This is a genomic window from Streptomyces sp. NPDC107454, assembly GCF_055582885.1.
This window is the reverse complement of record NZ_JBVJPA010000001.1, coordinates 886,848-903,845: the sequence shown is the minus strand read 5'-3', so window position 1 is coordinate 903,845 and position 16,998 is coordinate 886,848. Positions and strand designations below refer to the sequence as shown.

Here is a 16,998-nt window from a genome sequence, read left to right as displayed (position 1 = left end):
GGCGCACATGCATGGAGGACGTGACGTGGCGAACGACGCCAGCACCGTTTTCGACCTAGTGATCCTCGGCGGTGGCAGTGGCGGTTACGCCGCGGCGCTCCGCGGGGCGCAGCTGGGCCTGGACGTCGCCCTGATCGAGAAGGACAAGGTCGGAGGCACCTGCCTGCACCGGGGATGCATCCCCACCAAGGCCCTGCTGCACGCGGGCGAGATCGCCGACCAGGCCCGCGAGAGCGAGCAGTTCGGCGTCAAGGCCACCTTCGAGGGCATCGACGTCCCGGCCGTCCACAAGTACAAGGACGGGGTCATCTCGGGCCTGTACAAGGGCCTGCAGGGTCTCATCGCGTCCCGCAAGGTGACGTACATCGAGGGTGAGGGCCGGCTGTCCTCCCCCACCTCGGTCGACGTGAACGGCCAGCGCATCCAGGGCCGCCACGTGCTGCTCGCGACCGGCTCCGTGCCGAAGTCGCTGCCGGGCCTGGTGATCGACGGCGACCGGATCATCTCCTCCGACCACGCGCTGGTCCTGGACCGCGTCCCGCAGTCCGCGATCGTGCTCGGCGGCGGCGTCATCGGCGTCGAGTTCGCCTCCGCGTGGAAGTCCTTCGGCACCGACGTGACGGTGATCGAGGGCCTCAAGCACCTCGTCCCGGTCGAGGACGAGAACTCCTCCAAGCTTCTTGAGCGCGCGTTCCGCAAGCGCGGCATCAAGTTCAACCTGGGCACCTTCTTCTCGAAGGCCGAGTACACCCAGAACGGTGTCAAGGTCACCCTCGCCGACGGCAAGGAGTTCGAGGCCGAGGTCCTGCTCGTCGCCGTCGGCCGCGGCCCGGTCTCGGCCGGTCTCGGCTACGAGGAGCAGGGCGTCGCGATGGACCGCGGCTATGTCCTGGTCGACGAGTACATGCGGACGAACGTCCCGACCATCTCCGCCGTCGGTGACCTGGTCCCGACGCTCCAGCTCGCGCACGTCGGCTTCGCCGAGGGCATCCTGGTGGCGGAGCGTCTGGCCGGTCTCAAGACCGTTCCGATCGATTACGACGGTGTCCCCCGGGTGACGTACTGCCACCCCGAGGTCGCCTCCGTGGGCATCACCGAGGCCAGGGCCAAGGAGATCTACGGCGCGGACAAGGTCGTCGCCCTGAAGTACAACCTCGCGGGCAACGGCAAGAGCAAGATCCTCAACACCGCGGGCGAGATCAAGCTCGTCCAGGTGAAGGACGGTGCCGTGGTCGGCGTCCACATGGTCGGCGACCGCATGGGTGAGCAGGTCGGCGAAGCCCAGCTGATCTACAACTGGGAGGCGCTGCCCGCCGAGGTCGCCCAGCTCATCCACGCCCACCCGACGCAGAACGAGGCAATGGGCGAGGCCCACCTGGCCCTCGCGGGCAAGCCGCTGCACTCGCACGACTGATACGCCCGGCCGGTTTCCGGCTGTTTTCAGTCACCGCGTCGCCCCTGGGCGCGACGACGACCACAGACTTCCGCACCATTCGTAAGGAGCAACAGAAACCATGGCGGTTTCCGTAACCCTTCCGGCGCTCGGTGAGAGCGTCACCGAGGGCACTGTCACTCGCTGGCTGAAGGCCGAGGGCGAGCGCGTCGAGGCCGACGAGCCGCTGCTCGAGGTGTCGACCGACAAGGTCGACACCGAGATCCCCTCCCCCGCCGCCGGTGTCCTCGCCTCCATCAAGGTCGCCGAGGACGAGACGGTCGAGGTCGGCGCCGAACTGGCCGTCATCGACGACGGCACGGGCGCGCCCGCCGCCGCCCCCGTTCCGGCCGCCGAGCCCGTGGCCGCCCCGGCTCCGGCAGCTCCCGCCCCGGTCGCCGAGGCCCCCGCGGCCCCGGCCGCCCCGGCCCCCGCCGCCGCTCCCTCCGCTCCGGCAGGTGGCGCCACCGGTACCGACGTCGTGCTGCCCGCGCTGGGCGAGTCGGTCACCGAGGGCACCGTCACCCGCTGGCTGAAGGAGGTCGGCGAGGAGGTCGCGGAGGACGAGCCGCTGCTCGAGGTCTCCACGGACAAGGTCGACACCGAGATCCCCGCGCCGGTCGCCGGCGTGCTGCTGGAGATCGTGGTCGCCGAGGACGAGACCGCCGAGGTCGGCGCGAAGCTCGCCGTCATCGGTGCCCCGGGCGCGGCTCCGGCCGCCGCTCCGGCTCCCGCGGCTCCGGCCCCCGCCGCTGCCGCCCCGGCTCCGGCCCCGGTCGCCCCCGCGGCTCCGGCGCCCGCCCCGGCCCCGGTGGCTCCGGCCGCCCCGGTCGCGCCCCCGGCTCCGGTCCAGGCCGCCGCCCCGGTCACGCCCGCCGCGCCTGCTCCGGCCCCCGCGCCGGTTGCCGCTCCCGTCGCCCCGGCTCCCGCGCCCGCCGCGCTCGCCGGTGACGACGGCGCGTACGTGACCCCGCTGGTGCGCAAGCTCGCCGCGGAGAACCACGTCGACCTGGCCTCCGTCAAGGGCACCGGCGTCGGCGGCCGTATCCGCAAGCAGGACGTCCTCGCCGCCGCCGAGGCCGCGAAGGCCGCCGCCGCTGCCCCGGCTCCGGCCGCTGCCGCCGCCCCGGCGGCCAAGAAGGCGCCGGCCCTGGAGGTCTCCCCGCTGCGCGGTCAGACCGTCAAGATGCCCCGCATCCGCAAGGTCATCGGCGACAACATGGTGAAGGCCCTGCACGAGCAGGCCCAGCTGTCCTCGGTCGTCGAGGTCGACGTCACCCGCCTGATGCGCCTGCGCGCGCAGGCGAAGGACTCCTTCGCGGCACGTGAGGGCGTCAAGCTCTCCCCGATGCCGTTCTTCGTGAAGGCCGCGGCCCAGGCGCTGAAGGCCCACCCGGCCGTCAACGCCCGGATCAACGTGGACGAGGGCACGATCACCTACTTCGACACCGAGAACATCGGTATCGCGGTGGACTCGGAGAAGGGCCTGATGACCCCGGTCATCAAGCACGCGGGCGACCTGAACATCGCCGGCATCGCCAAGGCCACCGCCGAGCTGGCGGGCAAGGTCCGGGCGAACAAGATCACTCCGGACGAGCTGTCCGGCGGGACCTTCACCATCTCCAACACCGGCTCGCGCGGCGCGCTCTTCGACACGATCATCGTGCCGCCGAACCAGGTCGCGATCCTCGGCATCGGTGCCACGGTCAAGCGTCCGGCCGTCATCGAGACGGAGGAGGGTACGGTCATCGGCGTCCGCGACATGACCTACCTGACGCTCTCCTACGACCACCGTCTGGTGGACGGCGCCGACGCGGCCCGTTACCTGACCGCGGTCAAGGCGATCCTGGAGGCGGGCGAGTTCGAGGTCGAGCTCGGCCTGTAACCACCCCCGCTCGCGCGAAGCCCCCGTCCGGAACCTTCCGGACGGGGGCTTCGCGTTTCCGGCGCAGGTCACCGCGGCTTCAGCACATTGTCCGACCACAGCACCAGCGTCTCCACCCACAGGTTCGGGATCTCCGTCGGGTACGCGGGTGTCAGGTGCCGCGTCCGGTACGCCCTGAGGACGTCGTACGTGGCGTCCAGGCAGTCGCGCGAGCCGAGATCCCCCGTCTGCGGGTCGACGCCGACGAGGAAGCCCCGCTTCTCGACCGTACGGATCATGGCGCGGGCGGAGTTCACGTCACCGGTCGGCGAGTCGGTGCAGCGGTAGCGGCTGTACGGATGGGTGGACCTGCCCGGATAGTGCGCGTCCCGGGACATGTCGCTGAGCATCCGCGCGTACGTGCCCTCCGCGTGCCAGGCGCCGATGTCGCCGCCGGGCGGGGTGTAGAGCGCGTTCGACGGGTTCTCCACCGCGCCGTACACCCAGCGGCCGGTGCCGGTGATCCGGAAGCCCCAGCCGACGTGCCCGAACTTCTGCGCGCCGTCCGGCTTGACGAAGACACACGCCCCGCCGGAGGCTACCGAGGTGCCGTGGGCCCGCGTCGCACTCGGCCGCACGGCCGCCCCCGTGTCCACGGGCCCGCAGGCCGCCACGGCCGCGACCGCCCCGGCCGCCGCAGCCCAGCGCAGCCCCCGCTTCCGTCCCCGTCCGCCCATGCCGACCCCCTGGCGTTCGCCGGAGCCCCCGTGGAAACCCCCGCGCCGAAACCCCTGTGCCGATCCACACACCGTGCGGGGCCCGCGGGTTCTCCGGGTGACACGGACGTGACGCCTCCGGACCCCACTCGGTACGGGTCTTTACGTCCGCGCCCGCTCTGACAGCGTGTAAGTCTCGTCTCACCTGCATGAAAGCGCCCCCGTACGCCTCTCTCCGACGGCGCTGCGGCCTTATTGTCTAAAGGTCAAACGCCTTGGGTCCGGCCCGCCCCCCGCGAAGGAGCCCCTCATGACCGCGCCCGTCGTCCACTCGCTGCGCGAACAGATCCGCGAGCACATCGTGGAGGGGATCGTCAGCGGGCGCTGGAAGCCGGGTGAGCGGATCGTCGAGCGGCGGATCGCGACCGAGCTGGAGGTCAGCCAGACCCCGGTGCGGGAGGCACTGCGCGAACTGGAGTCGCTGCGGCTGATCGAGTCGGCGCCCAACAAGGGTGTGCGCGTGCGCAACCTGACGGCCGCCGACCTGGAGGAGAGCTACCCCGTACGGGCCGGTCTTGAGGCCATCGCGGCCGAGCTGGCGGCCGAGCGGCTCGCCCACGACTGCTCGGCCCTGGAGCCGCATGTCACGGCGCTGTACGAGGCCGACCGGCTGTCTGACGGCACCGGCCAGGTCCGCCACACCGTCGCCTTCCACCGCGAACTCGTGCGCGCCGCGGGCAACTCCGTCCTCCTGCACACCTGGGAGGGCCTGGGCATCGAGGTCTTCACCGCCCTGTCCATCCGCTGGCTGGGAACCGTCCAGCAGTCGTACGCGGAGGAGCACGAGGCACTCGTGGACGCCTTCCGGCGCCGGGATCCGCTGATCGCCGACCTGGTGAAGGCGCATGTGCTGGGCTGCGCGCCGCGCCCGTGACACAGCCGAGCGCACCCACGCTCACCTGGGGAATCCCTGGGAATCCAAGGCACCCCGTGCCTGTTGTCAAGGCACCCCGTGCCGACTTTTGCGATACGAAGAGGTTTTCGCCTTCAACCCTTTGATCGATCATCGATCAGGGAGTTACAGTCATCGCTGGGCTCCCACCAGAGCCCGCCGCCCTGTCCTGCCAAAGACATAAGGGCACCCCCGAAAACCCCTTGCCGATGAGGGAACCCCCCTCCGCATCCGGAAGGCGGCGCAATGACCGACCCCACCGCAATCCAGCCGAGCGAGCTCGACCAGCTCCCGGACCGCGACCCCGAGGAGACCGCCGAATGGCAGGCCTCCCTGGACGCCGTCACCCAGGCGGCCGGGCCGCACCGTGCCGCGTACCTGATGCGCCGCACGCTGGAGCGCGCCGAGGGCAACGGTCTCGCGCTGCCCAAGCTGCTTGAGACCGACTACGTCAACACCATCCCCACCGCCGCCGAGCCCGCCGTGGACGGCGACGAGGCGATGGAAGCCCGGATCACCGCCTGGAACCGCTGGAACGCGGCCGCGATGGTGACCCGGGGCGCGAAGCACGGCGTCGGCGGCCACATCGCCACTTTCGCCTCCGCGGCCTGGCTCTACGAGACCGGCTTCAACCACTTCTTCAAGGGCAAGGAGTCCCAGGAGGCTCCCGGCTCCGGTGACCAGCTCTACATCCAGGGCCACGCCTCCCCCGGCATCTACGCCCGTGCCTTCCTCGACGGCCGGCTCACCGAGCAGCACCTCGACAACTTCCGCCAGGAGGCGGGCGGCAACGGCCTCCCGTCGTACCCGCACCCGCGGCGCCTGCCCTGGCTCTGGGAGTTCCCGACCGTCTCCATGGGCCTCGGCCCGCTGTCGGCGATCTACCAGGCGCGCTTCAACCGCTATCTGACCAGCCGCGGCATCAAGGACGTCTCGCAGTCCCACGTGTGGGCGTTCCTCGGTGACGGCGAGATGGACGAGCCCGAGTCGACCGCGGCACTCGCACTCGCCTCCCGCGAGGGCCTGGACAACCTGACCTTCGTCATCAACTGCAACCTGCAGCGCCTCGACGGCCCGGTCCGCGCCAACTTCAAGATCGTGCAGGAGCTGGAGGCCCAGTTCCGCGGCGCCGGCTGGAACGTCGTGAAGTCGCTGTGGGGCTCGGCCTGGGACGAGCTGTTCCAGCTCGACACCACGGGCGCGCTCGTACGCCGCCTGCGCGAGGTACCCGACGCGCAGGTGCAGACGTACCAGACCCGCGACGCCGCCTACATCCGTCAGGACTTCTTCGGCGCCGACCCGGCGCTCGTCGAGATGGCGAAGCTGCTCAGCGACGACAAGATCACCGAGTGCTTCCACCTCTCCCGCGGCGGTCACGAGTCCCGCAAGGTGTACGCGGCCTACCGCGCCGCCCTCGCCCACAAGGGCGCGCCGACGGTGATCCTGGCCCAGACGGTCAAGGGCTTCACGCTCGGCGAGGGCTTCGCGTCCAAGAACGCCAACCACCAGATGAAGAAGCTGTCGACGGACGAGTTCAAGCAGATGCGTGACCTGCTCGAGCTGCCCATCTCCGACAGCCAGTTCGTCGACGGCCAGGTCCCCTACGGCCACCCGGGCGCCGACTCCCCCGAGGTCCGTTACCTCCAGGAGCGCCGCGCGGCCCTCGGCGGCCCGGCCCCGGCCCGCCGTACGCACGCGCTCGCCCCGCTGCCCGCCCCCGCCGACAAGGCGTTCGCGTCCTTCGACAAGGGCTCCGGCTCGCAGAACCTGGCGACCACGATGGCCTTCGTCCGCCTGGTCAAGGACCTCGTCCGCGACAAGGAGACCGGGAAGCGCTGGGTGCCGATCGTCCCCGACGAGGCGCGCACCTTCGGCATGGAGAGCCTCTTCCCCTCCCTCGGCATCTACTCGCCCAAGGGCCAGACGTACGAGCCGGTCGACCGCGACCAGCTGATGTACTACAAGGAGGCCAAGGACGGCCAGATCCTCAACGAGGGGATCACTGAGGCCGGCTCCATGGCGGACTTCATCGCCGCGTCCACCGCGTACGCCACGCACGGCGAGGCGATGATCCCCTTCTACATCTTCTACTCGATGTTCGGCTGGCAGCGCACGGCCGACCAGATGTGGCAGCTCGGCGACCAGCTCGGCCGCGGCTTCCTCGTCGGCGCCACGGCCGGCCGTACGACGCTGACGGGCGAGGGCCTTCAGCACGCCGACGGCCACTCCCCGGTCATCGCGGCCACCAACCCGGCCGCGCTGTCCTACGACCCGGCGTTCGCGTACGAGATCGCGACGATCGTCAAGGAGGGTCTGCGCCGGATGTACGGCGAGGCGGCTCCGGGCGAGGACTCGAACGTCTTCTACTACCTGACGGTCTACAACGAGCCGATGCCGCAGCCCGCCAAGCCGGGCGGCCTCGGTATCGACGAGGGCATCGTCAAGGGCCTCTACCGCTTCAACACGGCCGAGGCGGCGGGCCTGTCCCCGGTCGCCAACGCCCCGCGCATCCAGCTCCTCGGCTCCGGCACGGCGATCCACTGGACCCTCCAGGCGCAGAAGCTGCTCGCCGAGGAGTGGGGCGTGGCCGCCGACGTGTGGTCCGCGACCTCCTGGACGGAGCTGCGGCGCGACGCGCTGGAGGCCGACGCGGCCCTGCTGCGCGGCGAGGAGCGGGTGCCGTTCGTCCGCCAGGCGCTGCAGGGCGCCGAGGGTCCGGTCCTCGCGGTCTCCGACTACATGCGCCAGGTCCCGGACCAGATCGCGCAGTGGGTCGAGCAGGACTACTCCTCGCTCGGTGCCGACGGCTTCGGCCTCTCCGACACCCGTGAGGCGGCCCGTCGTCACTTCGGCGTCGACGCGCAGTCGATCGTCGTCGCGGCGCTGGCGCAGCTGGCACGGCGGGGCGAGGTCAAGGCCTCCGCGGTGAAGGAAGCGCGGGAGCGCTACGGACTCTGACGGTCCGCCTGATTCCGGTGTTTCGCGAGGGGCGCGGTGGCTACGGCCGCCGCGCCCCTCGGCGTTCCCGCGCACCCCTTCGCTGTCAGTGGGGCCCGGCATCATGGCCGTATGCGTGCTGCCCGCCTGATCAAGATGGTGCTGCTGCTCCAGTCGCGGCCGTCGATGACCGCCGCCGAGCTGGCGCGGGAGCTCGAGGTGTCCGAACGGACGATCACGCGGGACGCGCAGGCGCTTTCGGAGGCGGGCGTTCCGGTGTACGCGGACCGGGGCAGGGCCGGGGGCTACCGCCTGATCGGCGGGTACCGCACCCGGCTGACGGGCCTGGCGCGTACGGAGGCGGAGGCGCTGTTCCTGAGCGGGGTGCCGGTGGCCCTGCGGGACATGGGTATGCAGGACGCCGCCTCCGCCGCGCGTCTGAAGGTCTCCGCCGCCCTCCTCCCCTCGCTGCGGGACGCCTCGCGGGCGGCGGGACAGCGGTTCCATCTGGACGCGCCCGCGTGGTTCAACGAGCCCGAGACGCCCGAGCTGCTGCCCGCGGTCGCGGAGGCGGTCTGGGACGACCGTCGGATCACCGCGGGGTACCGGCGCGGGACGGCCGAGGTGGAGCGGGTCCTCGAACCGTACGGGCTCGTACTGAAGGCGGGCGTCTGGTACCTGTGCGCGCGGGTGCCCGAGCCCGGGGCGGGGGGATCCGGCCCCTTCCGGGTCTACCGGATCGACCGCTTCACGCAGGTGCGGCCCGCCACGGAGTGCTTCACCCGCGAGGTCGGGTTCGACCTGCCCGGGTTCTGGGCGGAGCGGGCCGAGCAGTTCGCGCGCTCCATCCTGCGGGCGGAGGCCGTCGTACGGCTGTCTCCGGAGGGCGTGCGGAGACTCGCGTACGTCGTCGACCCCGCGTCCGCGAGAGTGGCGCTGGGCGGGTGCGGTGACCCCGACGGGCGGGGCTGGGTGACGGTCACCCTCCCCGTCGAGTCCGAGGAGGTCGCCCATGGGCAACTGACGGGGCTCGGGCCCGAGGTGGAGGTGCTCTCCCCCGCGGGGCTGCGGGACCGGTTCGCGGGGGACGCGGCGCGGCTGGCGGCGCTGTACCGGTGACCGGGAAGACGCCTCGTAGCTGGCGGTTTTACCGTCGGCATGTGCGCGCATAACAATCTGCGGCACTCCGCGTGCGTCACTCCCGTTCAGGCCCGATGCTGGACCCGTGATGGACGAGACGGAGTTCTGGGAGCTGGTGGACACGACCCGCGAGGCCGTCGAGGGCGACCCCGAGGACCACGCCGATCTGCTCGTCGAACGGCTCGTCCAGCTGGACCCGGACGCCGTGCTCGACTTCGCCCGTCATTTCGAGGCCCGCTACAACCGCGCCTACCGCTGGGATCTGTGGGGCGCGGCGTGGGTCCTGCTCGACGGGGTGAGCGACGACGCCTTCGACTTCTTCCGGTGCTGGCTGATCGGCCAGGGCCGGGAGGTCTTCGAGGGCGCGATGCATGATCCCGACACGCTCGCCGACCTCCTGGACGACTTCGACGAGGACCTCGACGGGGACGGTGAGGAGCTCGGGTACGCCGCGGACGAGGCGTACGAGCAGCTGACCGGGGTCGTCGCGCCCGACCTGGGCATTCCGCCCGCGTCGCCCGAGCCGGAGGGGACGCCGCTCGACTTCGAGAACGAGTCCGTGCTGGCCGAGCGCTATCCCAAGCTGTGGGAGCGCTTCAGGGACTGAGGCAACGTGGCGTACGGGGTGACGTACGGGAGGTGTGCCTCGTGGTTCTTGTGGTGTTCGTGGTTCTCGTGGGCGTGGTACGGGGGTGCGGCGTTGGCTCGGTCCAGTGCCGAGGCGGTGGCCGCGGCGGGTCCCACGAGGACCGTCACCACGGCGCAGGCCACGGTCCACGGGGTCCGCAAAGCGGTGTTCCAACCCCCCGCGCCGGCCGCCTTGTTCGCCTTGCCCGTCTTCTCGGTACGCCTGCTGCTCATCTTCCCCACCTCCAGTCGGCTGTTACGAGAAGGACACTAGAGAGCGGCGATCTGAGACACCGTTGACTCGACTGTGGGCTGTCTGTGAACGCGTTCCGCGCCGGTCAGCGGCCCTGGAGGTGGGCGGCTCGGGAGCGGATTCGGGGGAGTTGGGACGTCAGCGCGGCGCCGGGGCAGGTGGTCATGAAGCCCGCGTCGTGGCCGGCCAGCGTGGGCAGCACCGCACTCGTACCGGCGGTGTAACGGCTGAGGTCGTTGCTGGAGACGAGCCGCACCTCGGCACGGGGATCCACGTCGGACAGCCCCAGTTTCCACGCCACCAACGCGGCGATCGCCTCGGTCATCGCCCGCGGCACCGGCGTCCCCGCCCCGAACGTACCAATGGCCGCGATCCCCGCGGTGCCATGGTTGAACCCCTGCGTATGCGCTCCGGTGACGGCCCGGTCGACCCCGCCCGCCCGCCCCTCGTAGATCGTGCCGCAGCGGTCGACGAGGAAGTTGTACCCGATGTCGTCCCACCGCCGGACATCCGTCTGACCGGCGTACAGGGAGCGGATGATGCGGGGCACGTCGGCGCACTCGTACGCGTTCGGCGAGTCGGTGTGGTGCACGAAGACCGCGACGACGTGATCGTCGTAGCGGGCCGGCGGCTGCGTGTGTGTGCTCCCGGCGTCCAGCCACCGCGACCGCGGCACGATGACCGGCCGCGCCGCGCGATGCGGACCCGCGGGCAGCGGCGCGGCCACCGGCCGCTCGCGCTCGACGACCCTCCGGTCGACCCCCACCGCACACACCACCAGCGCGAGCACGGCGAGCAGACCGGGCACGCACCCGAGCACGACGACGGCGGCACGCCGCGTCCACAGCCTCCGTGCGAGCCGCGTCGATGCCCCTCGCGCCGTTCGGAAGACACGCATGGGGCCACCCTGACCCGGTTCCGATCCCCCCGCGATGTGTGCTGTGCCACCTGGTGGAACCATCGTCCTGGTCCGGGACGTTTTTACAGGTCCACGCACGCGTGGCCGTTTCCCGGCTCCACGCGCGCGTGCCTGATCACTGGGCCTGCCCCACGCGTACTAAGGGGCCCAAGAGAAAGGCGGCTCCGTGGACCTGCTCGACTTCCTGCTGTTGCTGGTGATCCTTGCTTACGCGGCGTCCGGCTACCGGCGCGGTCTGGTCGCCGGCTGTGTCTCGCTGGCCGGGTTCGTGGGCGGCGCCGTCATCGGCGTATGGGTGCTGCCGTGGATGATGGACCTGGTGACGGCGGGGACGTCGGCGGCGACGGTGACGGCCGTGCTGACGGTGCTGGTGCCCGCGGTGGTGGGCCACGAGCTGGCGGGCCGGCTGGCGCTGAAGCTGCGCCGCGAGCTGGACCAGGGACCGCTGAGGGTGGCCGACGGGGTCGGCGGGGCGGCGGCGAACACGGTGGCGGTGCTGCTGGTGGCCTGGGTCGCCGCGAGCGTCCTGGGAGCCTCCTCGTCCACCCTCATCACCCAGTCGATCCGCAACTCCGCGCTGCTGGGCGCCGTACAGACGGCGATGCCGGACACCACGCCCACCTGGTTCTCGCGGGCCACCTCGGCGCTGACGGATGCGGGCTTCCCACAGGTCTTCAACCCGTTCGAGAACGAGCCGACGGCGGGTGTCGCGAAGCCCTCCGGGGACAGCGTCACCGCGGCGGCGACGAGTGCCGCCAAGCGCAGCACGGTGAAGATCGAGGGCGCCGCGGGCAACCAGGGCCGGGAGGGCAGCGGGTTCGCGTACGCGGCGCAGCACGTGATGACCAACGCCCACGTGGTGGCGGGCATCGACAACCCGACCGTGCGGGTGGGCGGTGTGGGCCGGATGTACTCGGCGCGGGTGGTGTTCTTCGACCCGCGCAAGGACGTCGCGGTCCTGTACGTACCGGACCTCAAGGTCCCCCTCCTGCGTTTCGACGACAGCGCCAAGCGCGGCGACTCGGCGGTCGTCGCGGGCTATCCGCAGGACGGCGGTCTGGATCTCCAGGCGGCCACGGTCGCAAGCCGGATCAACGCGCGGGGCCAGAACATCTACAGCTCGAGCATGGTCACCCGGGAGATCTACTCGATCCGCTCCACCGTCCGCCCCGGCAACTCCGGCGGCCCGCTCCTCACCACCGGCGGCAGGGTGTACGGCGTCGTGTTCGCCCGCTCGACCTCGGACAACGAGACGGGTTACGTCCTGACGGCCGACGAGGTCGCGGGCGACGCCCAGCGCGCCGCGGCCGCGACGACACCGGTGGACACGGGCGACCTGATCACCTCGTAGCCCTGATCACCTCGTAGCTCAGAGAAAGCGGCCCATGAACACGTCGTCGACGTAATGGCCGTCGAGCAGGAACTCCTCGGGCAGGACGCCCTCCACCTCGAAGCCCTCGGACTCGTACAGCTTCCGTGCCGGGGCGTTGTGCCCGAGGACGCGCAGCGTGATCCGCCGGGCGCCCTGCCGTCGGGCCCCGTCCAGCACGGCCCGCAGCAGCCCTCGTCCGACGCCCGCGCGGCGCGCCTCCTCGGCGACGACAAGTCCCTGGATCTGCCGGACGTGGGAGTTGCAGGCGAGGGGCGTGGGATAGCCCAGCCGGATGTAGCCGACGAGGACGCCGTCGAGTTCGGCGACGTGATGGTCCCGGGGGCCGAACCGCTCGTTGTAGAAGGGTTCGTACGGCGGCTGGGGGCGCGGCATGACGGCGTGCAGGGTCGACCAGGTGACACGGTCGAGACGGCCGAGCGCGTCCTCGTCGCCGAGGGTGGCGATGCGTATGTGCGGTACCGGCATGAAGGTCACTTTACGGCGGCCGCGCGCGGTCCCGTCCCGTGCTTTCCCGACGCGCGCGGCAGGATGGGCGCATGAACGACTCACCGCTCGCTCCGGATTCCCGCAGGTCCCGTATCGCGATCGCCGGCGCGTCCGGCCTGATCGGCTCGGCGCTGACGCGCTCCCTGACCGCGGACGGACACGAGGTGGTCCGCCTCGTACGGCGTGCGCCCCGCAGGCGGGACGAGGTGCGGTGGGATCCGGACGGGCAGCGGATGGACGCCGCGGGCCTCGCCGGGTGCACGGCGGTCGTCAATCTCGCGGGGGCGGGGGTCGCTTCGCGGCGGTGGACGGAGGCGTACAAGCGGAAGATCCTGGACAGCCGGGTGCGGGGGACGGCGACCCTGGCCGCGGCGGTGGCCTCTCTCGACGAGCGGCCGGGGGTGTTCGTCAACGGGAGTGCGATCGGGTTCTACGGCGAGACGGGCGACCGGGTGGTGGACGAGTCGGCGCCGCCCGGGGAGGGCTTCCTTCCCTCCGTGTGCGTGGCGTGGGAAGGGGCGGCGGAGCCGGCGCGGGAGGCGGGCGTCCGTACCGTCCTCGCCCGTACGGGGCTGGTGGTGGCCCGTGAGGGTGGGGCGTGGGGGAAGCTGTTCCCGCTCTTCAAGGCGGGGCTCGGCGGGCGGATGGGGGACGGCCGCCAGTACTGGAGCTACATCTCGCTGCAGGACGAGGTGGCCGCGATCCGGCATCTCATCGACACGTCGTCGCTGTCCGGGCCGGTGAACCTCACCGCGCCGACGCCCCTCACCAACCGGGAGATCACCGAGGCGATGGGGCGCGTCCTGCACCGGCCCACTCTCTTCCCCACCCCCGCCCCCCTCCTGCGCCTGGCCCTCGGCGACATGTCCGGCGACATCCTGGACAGCCAACGCGTCCACCCCACCCGCCTGCTGTCCTCCGGCTTCGCCTTCGCCTTCCCGTCGATCGAGGGCGCGTTGCGAGCGGCCCTGCGCTGACAAGCGTCCCTCGCCCCCGCCGCCCCTACCCGTCCCATCCCTGGGGGCGGCCGCCCCCAAACCCCCGACCGGCCTGAACGGCCTCGTCCTCAAACGCCGGACGGGCTAAAAGCATTTAGGGGCGCGGGGAACTGCGCGAGCAACCCCCACCAGCCCGCAGCCGAACGAATCGGGCGGCCGGGGAACGCGGGGCGAAGCCCCCGCCTGAGGGGCGCGGGGAACTGCGCGAGCAACCCCCACGCACCCGCAGACGAAGAAACCGTGCACCCCCATGCGACCGTGCACGCCCGACGCGCGACTGTCCACGGCTCCGGACGCACCTACCCTCGACCCGAACTCGGGTATCCCCAGGGCACGTTGGGGGCATGACGTTCCCACCGGCCGCGCAACCTCGAGGAGGGGTACGTGCTAGAGCCCGTATGCAAGGCGGATGTGGACGTCGTCATCGTCGGGGCCGGAGCCGCGGGACTCGCGGCCGCCCAGCACCTGACCAGGGCGGGCCTCACGACGAAGGTTCTGGAGGCTGCCCCCACCGTGGGCGGCCGCATGACGACGGAGAAGGTGGACGGCTTCCGGCTCGACCGCATCGGCCGGCTCCTGTCCACCTCGTACCCCGAACTGCACCGCACCCCGGGCCTGAACACCCTGGCCCTGCGCCCGTTCTCCCCGGGCGTGCTGCTGCACAGCGACGGCCGCCACCATCGCGCTGCCGCCCCCACCCCTCGGAGCGCAAGGGGCGCACTCACCGCCGCACGCGCCCTCGCAAGCGCCCCCCGGCTCCCCCGGAGCCAGTCCTCCCGCCCCGGCCCCCTCGGCGGCCACCTCGACCAGACCCGCCTGGCCACCGCGCTCGCCCGCCTCGCCGCCACACCACCCGAAGGTCTCCTCACCCGCCCCGACCTCCCCACCGCACAGGCGCTGACCACCCGTGGTCTGCCGCCCCGTACGGTCAACGGCTTTCTGCGCCCCCTGCTCGCCGCACTCCTGTGCGACCCGGACCTCACCACCTCCAGCCGCGCCGCCGACCTGGCCCTGCATTCGTTCGCGTCGGGCCGGCTGTGTCTGCCGGAGGGCGGCGCGGACACCCTGCCGGAGCTCCTGGCGGCCTCCCTGCCGCCGGGCACCGTCCACACCGGCGTCGAGGTCACCGCGGTCTCCACGACCACCGTGACGACGAAGGACCACGGCGAACTCAGCTGCCGGGCCATCCTGCTGGCGACCGGAGCCCGCGCCGCGGCCCGGCTGCTGCCCGGTCTGCGCGTCCCCGCCTTCCATCCGGTGACGGTCCTGCACCACACCACGGACGAGCCCCCGTTGGCCGACCCGGCCCTGCTGCTGGACGCCGACCGGAGCGGCCCGGTGGCGCAGACCGCGGTCATCAGCCAGGTCGACCCGTCCCGTGCCCCCGCCGGACGGGCGCTCGTCTCCTCGATGGTGCTGGGCACTCCCCCGGCCGCCGCCCATCTGGACACCACGGTCCGCGCCCAACTGGCCCGCCTCTACGGCACGTCGACGACCCGCTGGGAACTCCTCGCGGTCCACCACACCCGTGACGCGGTCCCCGCGATGCCCCCGCCGCACGACCTGCGTCGCCCTGTACGCCTCCTGGCGGGCCTGTACGTCTGCGGGGACCACCGGGACACCGGCACGGTCCAGGGCGCCCTGCATTCGGGCCGCCGGGCCGCCCACGCCCTCCTGACGGACCTGGGCGCCCGTCCGGCCGCGACGGAGGAGCGTCTGGAAACGGCGGCCTAGTCAGCCCAGGGCCGCCACCCGATCCCGGTAGCCCCGTACGGGTGCCGCGTCCCGGTACGGTTCGAGCCGCCGCTCGAAGTCCCGTACGTACTCGACGGCCCGGACCGACCGCATCTCCGCCGCCTGCCCCGCGGCCTCGGCGCCCAACTGGCAGGCCTGGTCGAGCTCCCCGAGCCCGAGCCGTGCCGAGGCGAGCACCACCCGGCAGAACAGCCGGCTGCGCGCGAAGCCGGGCGCCCGCAACTGCAGCGAGCGCTCGGCGTGCTGCGCCGCGGCCCGGTACTGCTGCAGGTCCCGGTGGCAGTGCCCGAACTCGTCGGCGAGCTGCGCCTCGTCGAAGAACCGCGCCCAGTGCGGGGCCTCGTCCCCCGGCCGGACGGATTCGAGGGCCCGCTCGGCGCGCACCAGCGACGCCGTGCAGGCCCGCACCTCCCCGAGTACGCCGTGCCCGCGCGCCTCCACGGAGTGCAGCAGCGCCTGGACGACGGGCGGCACGGACGAGCCGACGCCCTGCTGAGCGACCCGGGCGAGCTGCACGGCCTCGCGCCCGTGGCCGAGGTAGACCGCCTGCCGGCTCATGGTGACCAGGACGTACGAGCCGTACGCCCGGTCGCCGGCCGCCTGCGACAGCCGCAGCGCCTGCACGAAGTAGCGCTGCGCGAGCCCGTGCGCTCCGATGTCGTACGAGGTCCAGCCGGCGAGGCGGGTGAGGTCGGCGGCGGCGGCGAACAGGCGCCGCCCGGTCTGCTCGCCGTACGCGCCGCGCAGCATGGGCTCGGCCTCGTGCTCCAGGTAGCGGACCAGGGCCTGGCGGGCGTGGCCGCCGCCGTAGGCGTGGTCGAGGGCGCGGAACAGTTCGCCCACCGAGCGCAGGGCGGCGATGTCCCCGCCGGTGACCTTCTGGCCGGGGCCGCGTTCGGTCTGGCTGCGCTGGCGGGGGACCGCGGGGCGCCCCTGGGCGGGGATGCGCGTGGCGGCCGGGTCGCCGCGGCTCACCCGGTCGTCGGCCCGTCCGATCAGCCAGTCGCGGCTGGGGACGACGAGTCCCGCCGGGGTGAAGGCGATCTTGCGGAGCTCGGCATGGCTGCCGGAGTCCTTACGCCACAGGCCGCTGACGATGTCGACGGCCTCCTCGGGGGTCGCGGCGAACTCCAGGCCCGCGTAGACGGGTGCGCAGGCGTCGAGCCCGAGGTCCTGCGCGGTGAGGCGGCGGCCGAGGCGCCGTGTGAACACCTCGGCGATGAGGGCGGGTGTGGTGCCGCGGGGCTGCTGCCCGCGCAGCCACCGTGTCACCGATGTCTTGTCATATCTCAGGTCAAGTCCGTGTTCGAGGCCGAGCTGGTCCACGCGACGGGCGAGACCTGCGTTGGAGAACCCCGCTTCTGCGATGAGCGCGGCGAGCTGGCGATTGGGAGTGCGCTGCGCGGGTCGTTCCGTCATCTGCGGTGCGGTCTCCTGCCTTCCGGGCATCACTCGGTGCCCGGATTGCCTGTGAGCAGCCCTTATGGCCTCATGGACGGCGCGAATGTAGCGGAGAGTAAGCACCT

At 72.1% G+C, this 16,998-nt stretch carries 14 protein-coding genes; 9 read left to right on the top strand and 5 right to left on the bottom strand.

Translation table 11 applies throughout. The annotated features are described in order from the left end of the window. The first annotated feature begins 25 nt into the window (after positions 1 to 25). Both lpdA and sucB read left to right on the top strand, forming a co-directional pair. A complete protein-coding gene (lpdA, locus tag ACZ69M_RS03960) occupies positions 26 to 1,414 on the top strand; it encodes a dihydrolipoyl dehydrogenase (protein WP_470046288.1) in 1,389 nt (462 codons plus the stop codon). Positions 1,415 to 1,514: 100 nt separating this feature from the next. Next, the gene (gene sucB, locus ACZ69M_RS03955; protein ID WP_470046287.1) at positions 1,515 to 3,317 is read left to right on the top strand and encodes a 2-oxoglutarate dehydrogenase, E2 component, dihydrolipoamide succinyltransferase; all 1,803 of its coding nucleotides are present in this window, start codon (positions 1,515 to 1,517) and stop codon (positions 3,315 to 3,317) included. Between the two features lie 68 nt (positions 3,318 to 3,385). On the opposite strand, the gene ACZ69M_RS03950 is transcribed toward sucB, so the two are convergent. After that, the gene (locus ACZ69M_RS03950; RefSeq protein ID WP_470046286.1) at positions 3,386 to 4,033 is read right to left on the bottom strand and encodes a hypothetical protein; all 648 of its coding nucleotides are present in this window, start codon (positions 4,031 to 4,033) and stop codon (positions 3,386 to 3,388) included. Between the two features lie 289 nt (positions 4,034 to 4,322). Between ACZ69M_RS03950 and ACZ69M_RS03945 the strand changes: the two genes are divergently transcribed. The 4 genes from ACZ69M_RS03945 (at position 4,323) to ACZ69M_RS03930 (ending at position 9,648) form a co-directional block, all read left to right on the top strand. Next, a complete protein-coding gene (locus ACZ69M_RS03945; RefSeq protein ID WP_352052164.1) occupies positions 4,323 to 4,946 on the top strand; it encodes a GntR family transcriptional regulator in 624 nt (207 codons plus the stop codon). Positions 4,947 to 5,210: 264 nt separating this feature from the next. Beyond that, entirely contained in the window at positions 5,211 to 7,922 is a 2,712-nt protein-coding gene (gene aceE / locus ACZ69M_RS03940; RefSeq protein WP_470046285.1) for a pyruvate dehydrogenase (acetyl-transferring), homodimeric type, read from the top strand. Positions 7,923 to 8,033: 111 nt separating this feature from the next. Then, positions 8,034 to 9,020, top strand: a complete 987-nt coding sequence (locus tag ACZ69M_RS03935) for a helix-turn-helix transcriptional regulator (RefSeq protein ID WP_470046284.1) — start codon at positions 8,034 to 8,036, stop codon at positions 9,018 to 9,020. A gap of 109 nt (positions 9,021 to 9,129) precedes the next feature. Then, on the top strand, positions 9,130 to 9,648 hold the full coding sequence (locus tag ACZ69M_RS03930; RefSeq protein WP_352052182.1) for a DUF4240 domain-containing protein: 519 nt from the start codon (positions 9,130 to 9,132) through the stop codon (positions 9,646 to 9,648). On the opposite strand, the gene ACZ69M_RS03925 is transcribed toward ACZ69M_RS03930, so the two are convergent. Together ACZ69M_RS03925 and ACZ69M_RS03920 are read right to left on the bottom strand one after the other, a co-directional pair. Then, positions 9,615 to 9,902, bottom strand: a complete 288-nt coding sequence (locus ACZ69M_RS03925; protein WP_403687379.1) for a hypothetical protein — start codon at positions 9,900 to 9,902, stop codon at positions 9,615 to 9,617. The two genes, ACZ69M_RS03930 and ACZ69M_RS03925, sit on opposite strands and share 34 nt — an antisense overlap. Positions 9,903 to 10,006: 104 nt before the next feature. Continuing rightward, entirely contained in the window at positions 10,007 to 10,819 is an 813-nt protein-coding gene (locus ACZ69M_RS03920; protein WP_470046283.1) for a peptidoglycan recognition protein family protein, read from the bottom strand. Between the two features lie 187 nt (positions 10,820 to 11,006). Between ACZ69M_RS03920 and ACZ69M_RS03915 the strand changes: the two genes are divergently transcribed. Then, a complete protein-coding gene (locus tag ACZ69M_RS03915; protein WP_470046282.1) occupies positions 11,007 to 12,191 on the top strand; it encodes a MarP family serine protease in 1,185 nt (394 codons plus the stop codon). 18 nt (positions 12,192 to 12,209) lie between these two features. Here ACZ69M_RS03915 and ACZ69M_RS03910 read toward each other — a convergent pair whose 3' ends face one another. Then, positions 12,210 to 12,698, bottom strand: a complete 489-nt coding sequence (locus ACZ69M_RS03910; RefSeq protein WP_470046281.1) for a GNAT family N-acetyltransferase — start codon at positions 12,696 to 12,698, stop codon at positions 12,210 to 12,212. Between the two features lie 71 nt (positions 12,699 to 12,769). Between ACZ69M_RS03910 and ACZ69M_RS03905 the strand changes: the two genes are divergently transcribed. Next, positions 12,770 to 13,696, top strand: a complete 927-nt coding sequence (locus ACZ69M_RS03905; RefSeq protein WP_470046280.1) for a TIGR01777 family oxidoreductase — start codon at positions 12,770 to 12,772, stop codon at positions 13,694 to 13,696. A gap of 405 nt (positions 13,697 to 14,101) precedes the next feature. After that, a complete protein-coding gene (locus ACZ69M_RS03900) occupies positions 14,102 to 15,451 on the top strand; it encodes an NAD(P)/FAD-dependent oxidoreductase (protein WP_470046279.1) in 1,350 nt (449 codons plus the stop codon). On the opposite strand, the gene ACZ69M_RS03895 is transcribed toward ACZ69M_RS03900, so the two are convergent. After that, entirely contained in the window at positions 15,452 to 16,891 is a 1,440-nt protein-coding gene (locus ACZ69M_RS03895; RefSeq protein WP_470046278.1) for a regulator, read from the bottom strand. Positions 16,892 to 16,998: the final 107 nt, after the last annotated feature.

Coding starts and splice junctions, on each gene's coding strand:
- ACZ69M_RS03905 (WP_470046280.1), top strand. CDS start 12,770: ATGAACGACTCACCGCTCGCTCCGGATTCCCGCAGGTCCCGTATCGCG.
- ACZ69M_RS03930 (WP_352052182.1), top strand. CDS start 9,130: ATGGACGAGACGGAGTTCTGGGAGCTGGTGGACACGACCCGCGAGGCC.
- aceE (WP_470046285.1), top strand. CDS start 5,211: ATGACCGACCCCACCGCAATCCAGCCGAGCGAGCTCGACCAGCTCCCG.
- ACZ69M_RS03920 (WP_470046283.1), bottom strand. CDS start 10,819: ATGCGTGTCTTCCGAACGGCGCGAGGGGCATCGACGCGGCTCGCACGG.
- ACZ69M_RS03935 (WP_470046284.1), top strand. CDS start 8,034: ATGCGTGCTGCCCGCCTGATCAAGATGGTGCTGCTGCTCCAGTCGCGG.
- ACZ69M_RS03925 (WP_403687379.1), bottom strand. CDS start 9,902: ATGAGCAGCAGGCGTACCGAGAAGACGGGCAAGGCGAACAAGGCGGCC.
- ACZ69M_RS03950 (WP_470046286.1), bottom strand. CDS start 4,033: ATGGGCGGACGGGGACGGAAGCGGGGGCTGCGCTGGGCTGCGGCGGCC.
- sucB (WP_470046287.1), top strand. CDS start 1,515: ATGGCGGTTTCCGTAACCCTTCCGGCGCTCGGTGAGAGCGTCACCGAG.
- ACZ69M_RS03945 (WP_352052164.1), top strand. CDS start 4,323: ATGACCGCGCCCGTCGTCCACTCGCTGCGCGAACAGATCCGCGAGCAC.
- ACZ69M_RS03895 (WP_470046278.1), bottom strand. CDS start 16,891: ATGACGGAACGACCCGCGCAGCGCACTCCCAATCGCCAGCTCGCCGCG.
- ACZ69M_RS03910 (WP_470046281.1), bottom strand. CDS start 12,698: ATGCCGGTACCGCACATACGCATCGCCACCCTCGGCGACGAGGACGCG.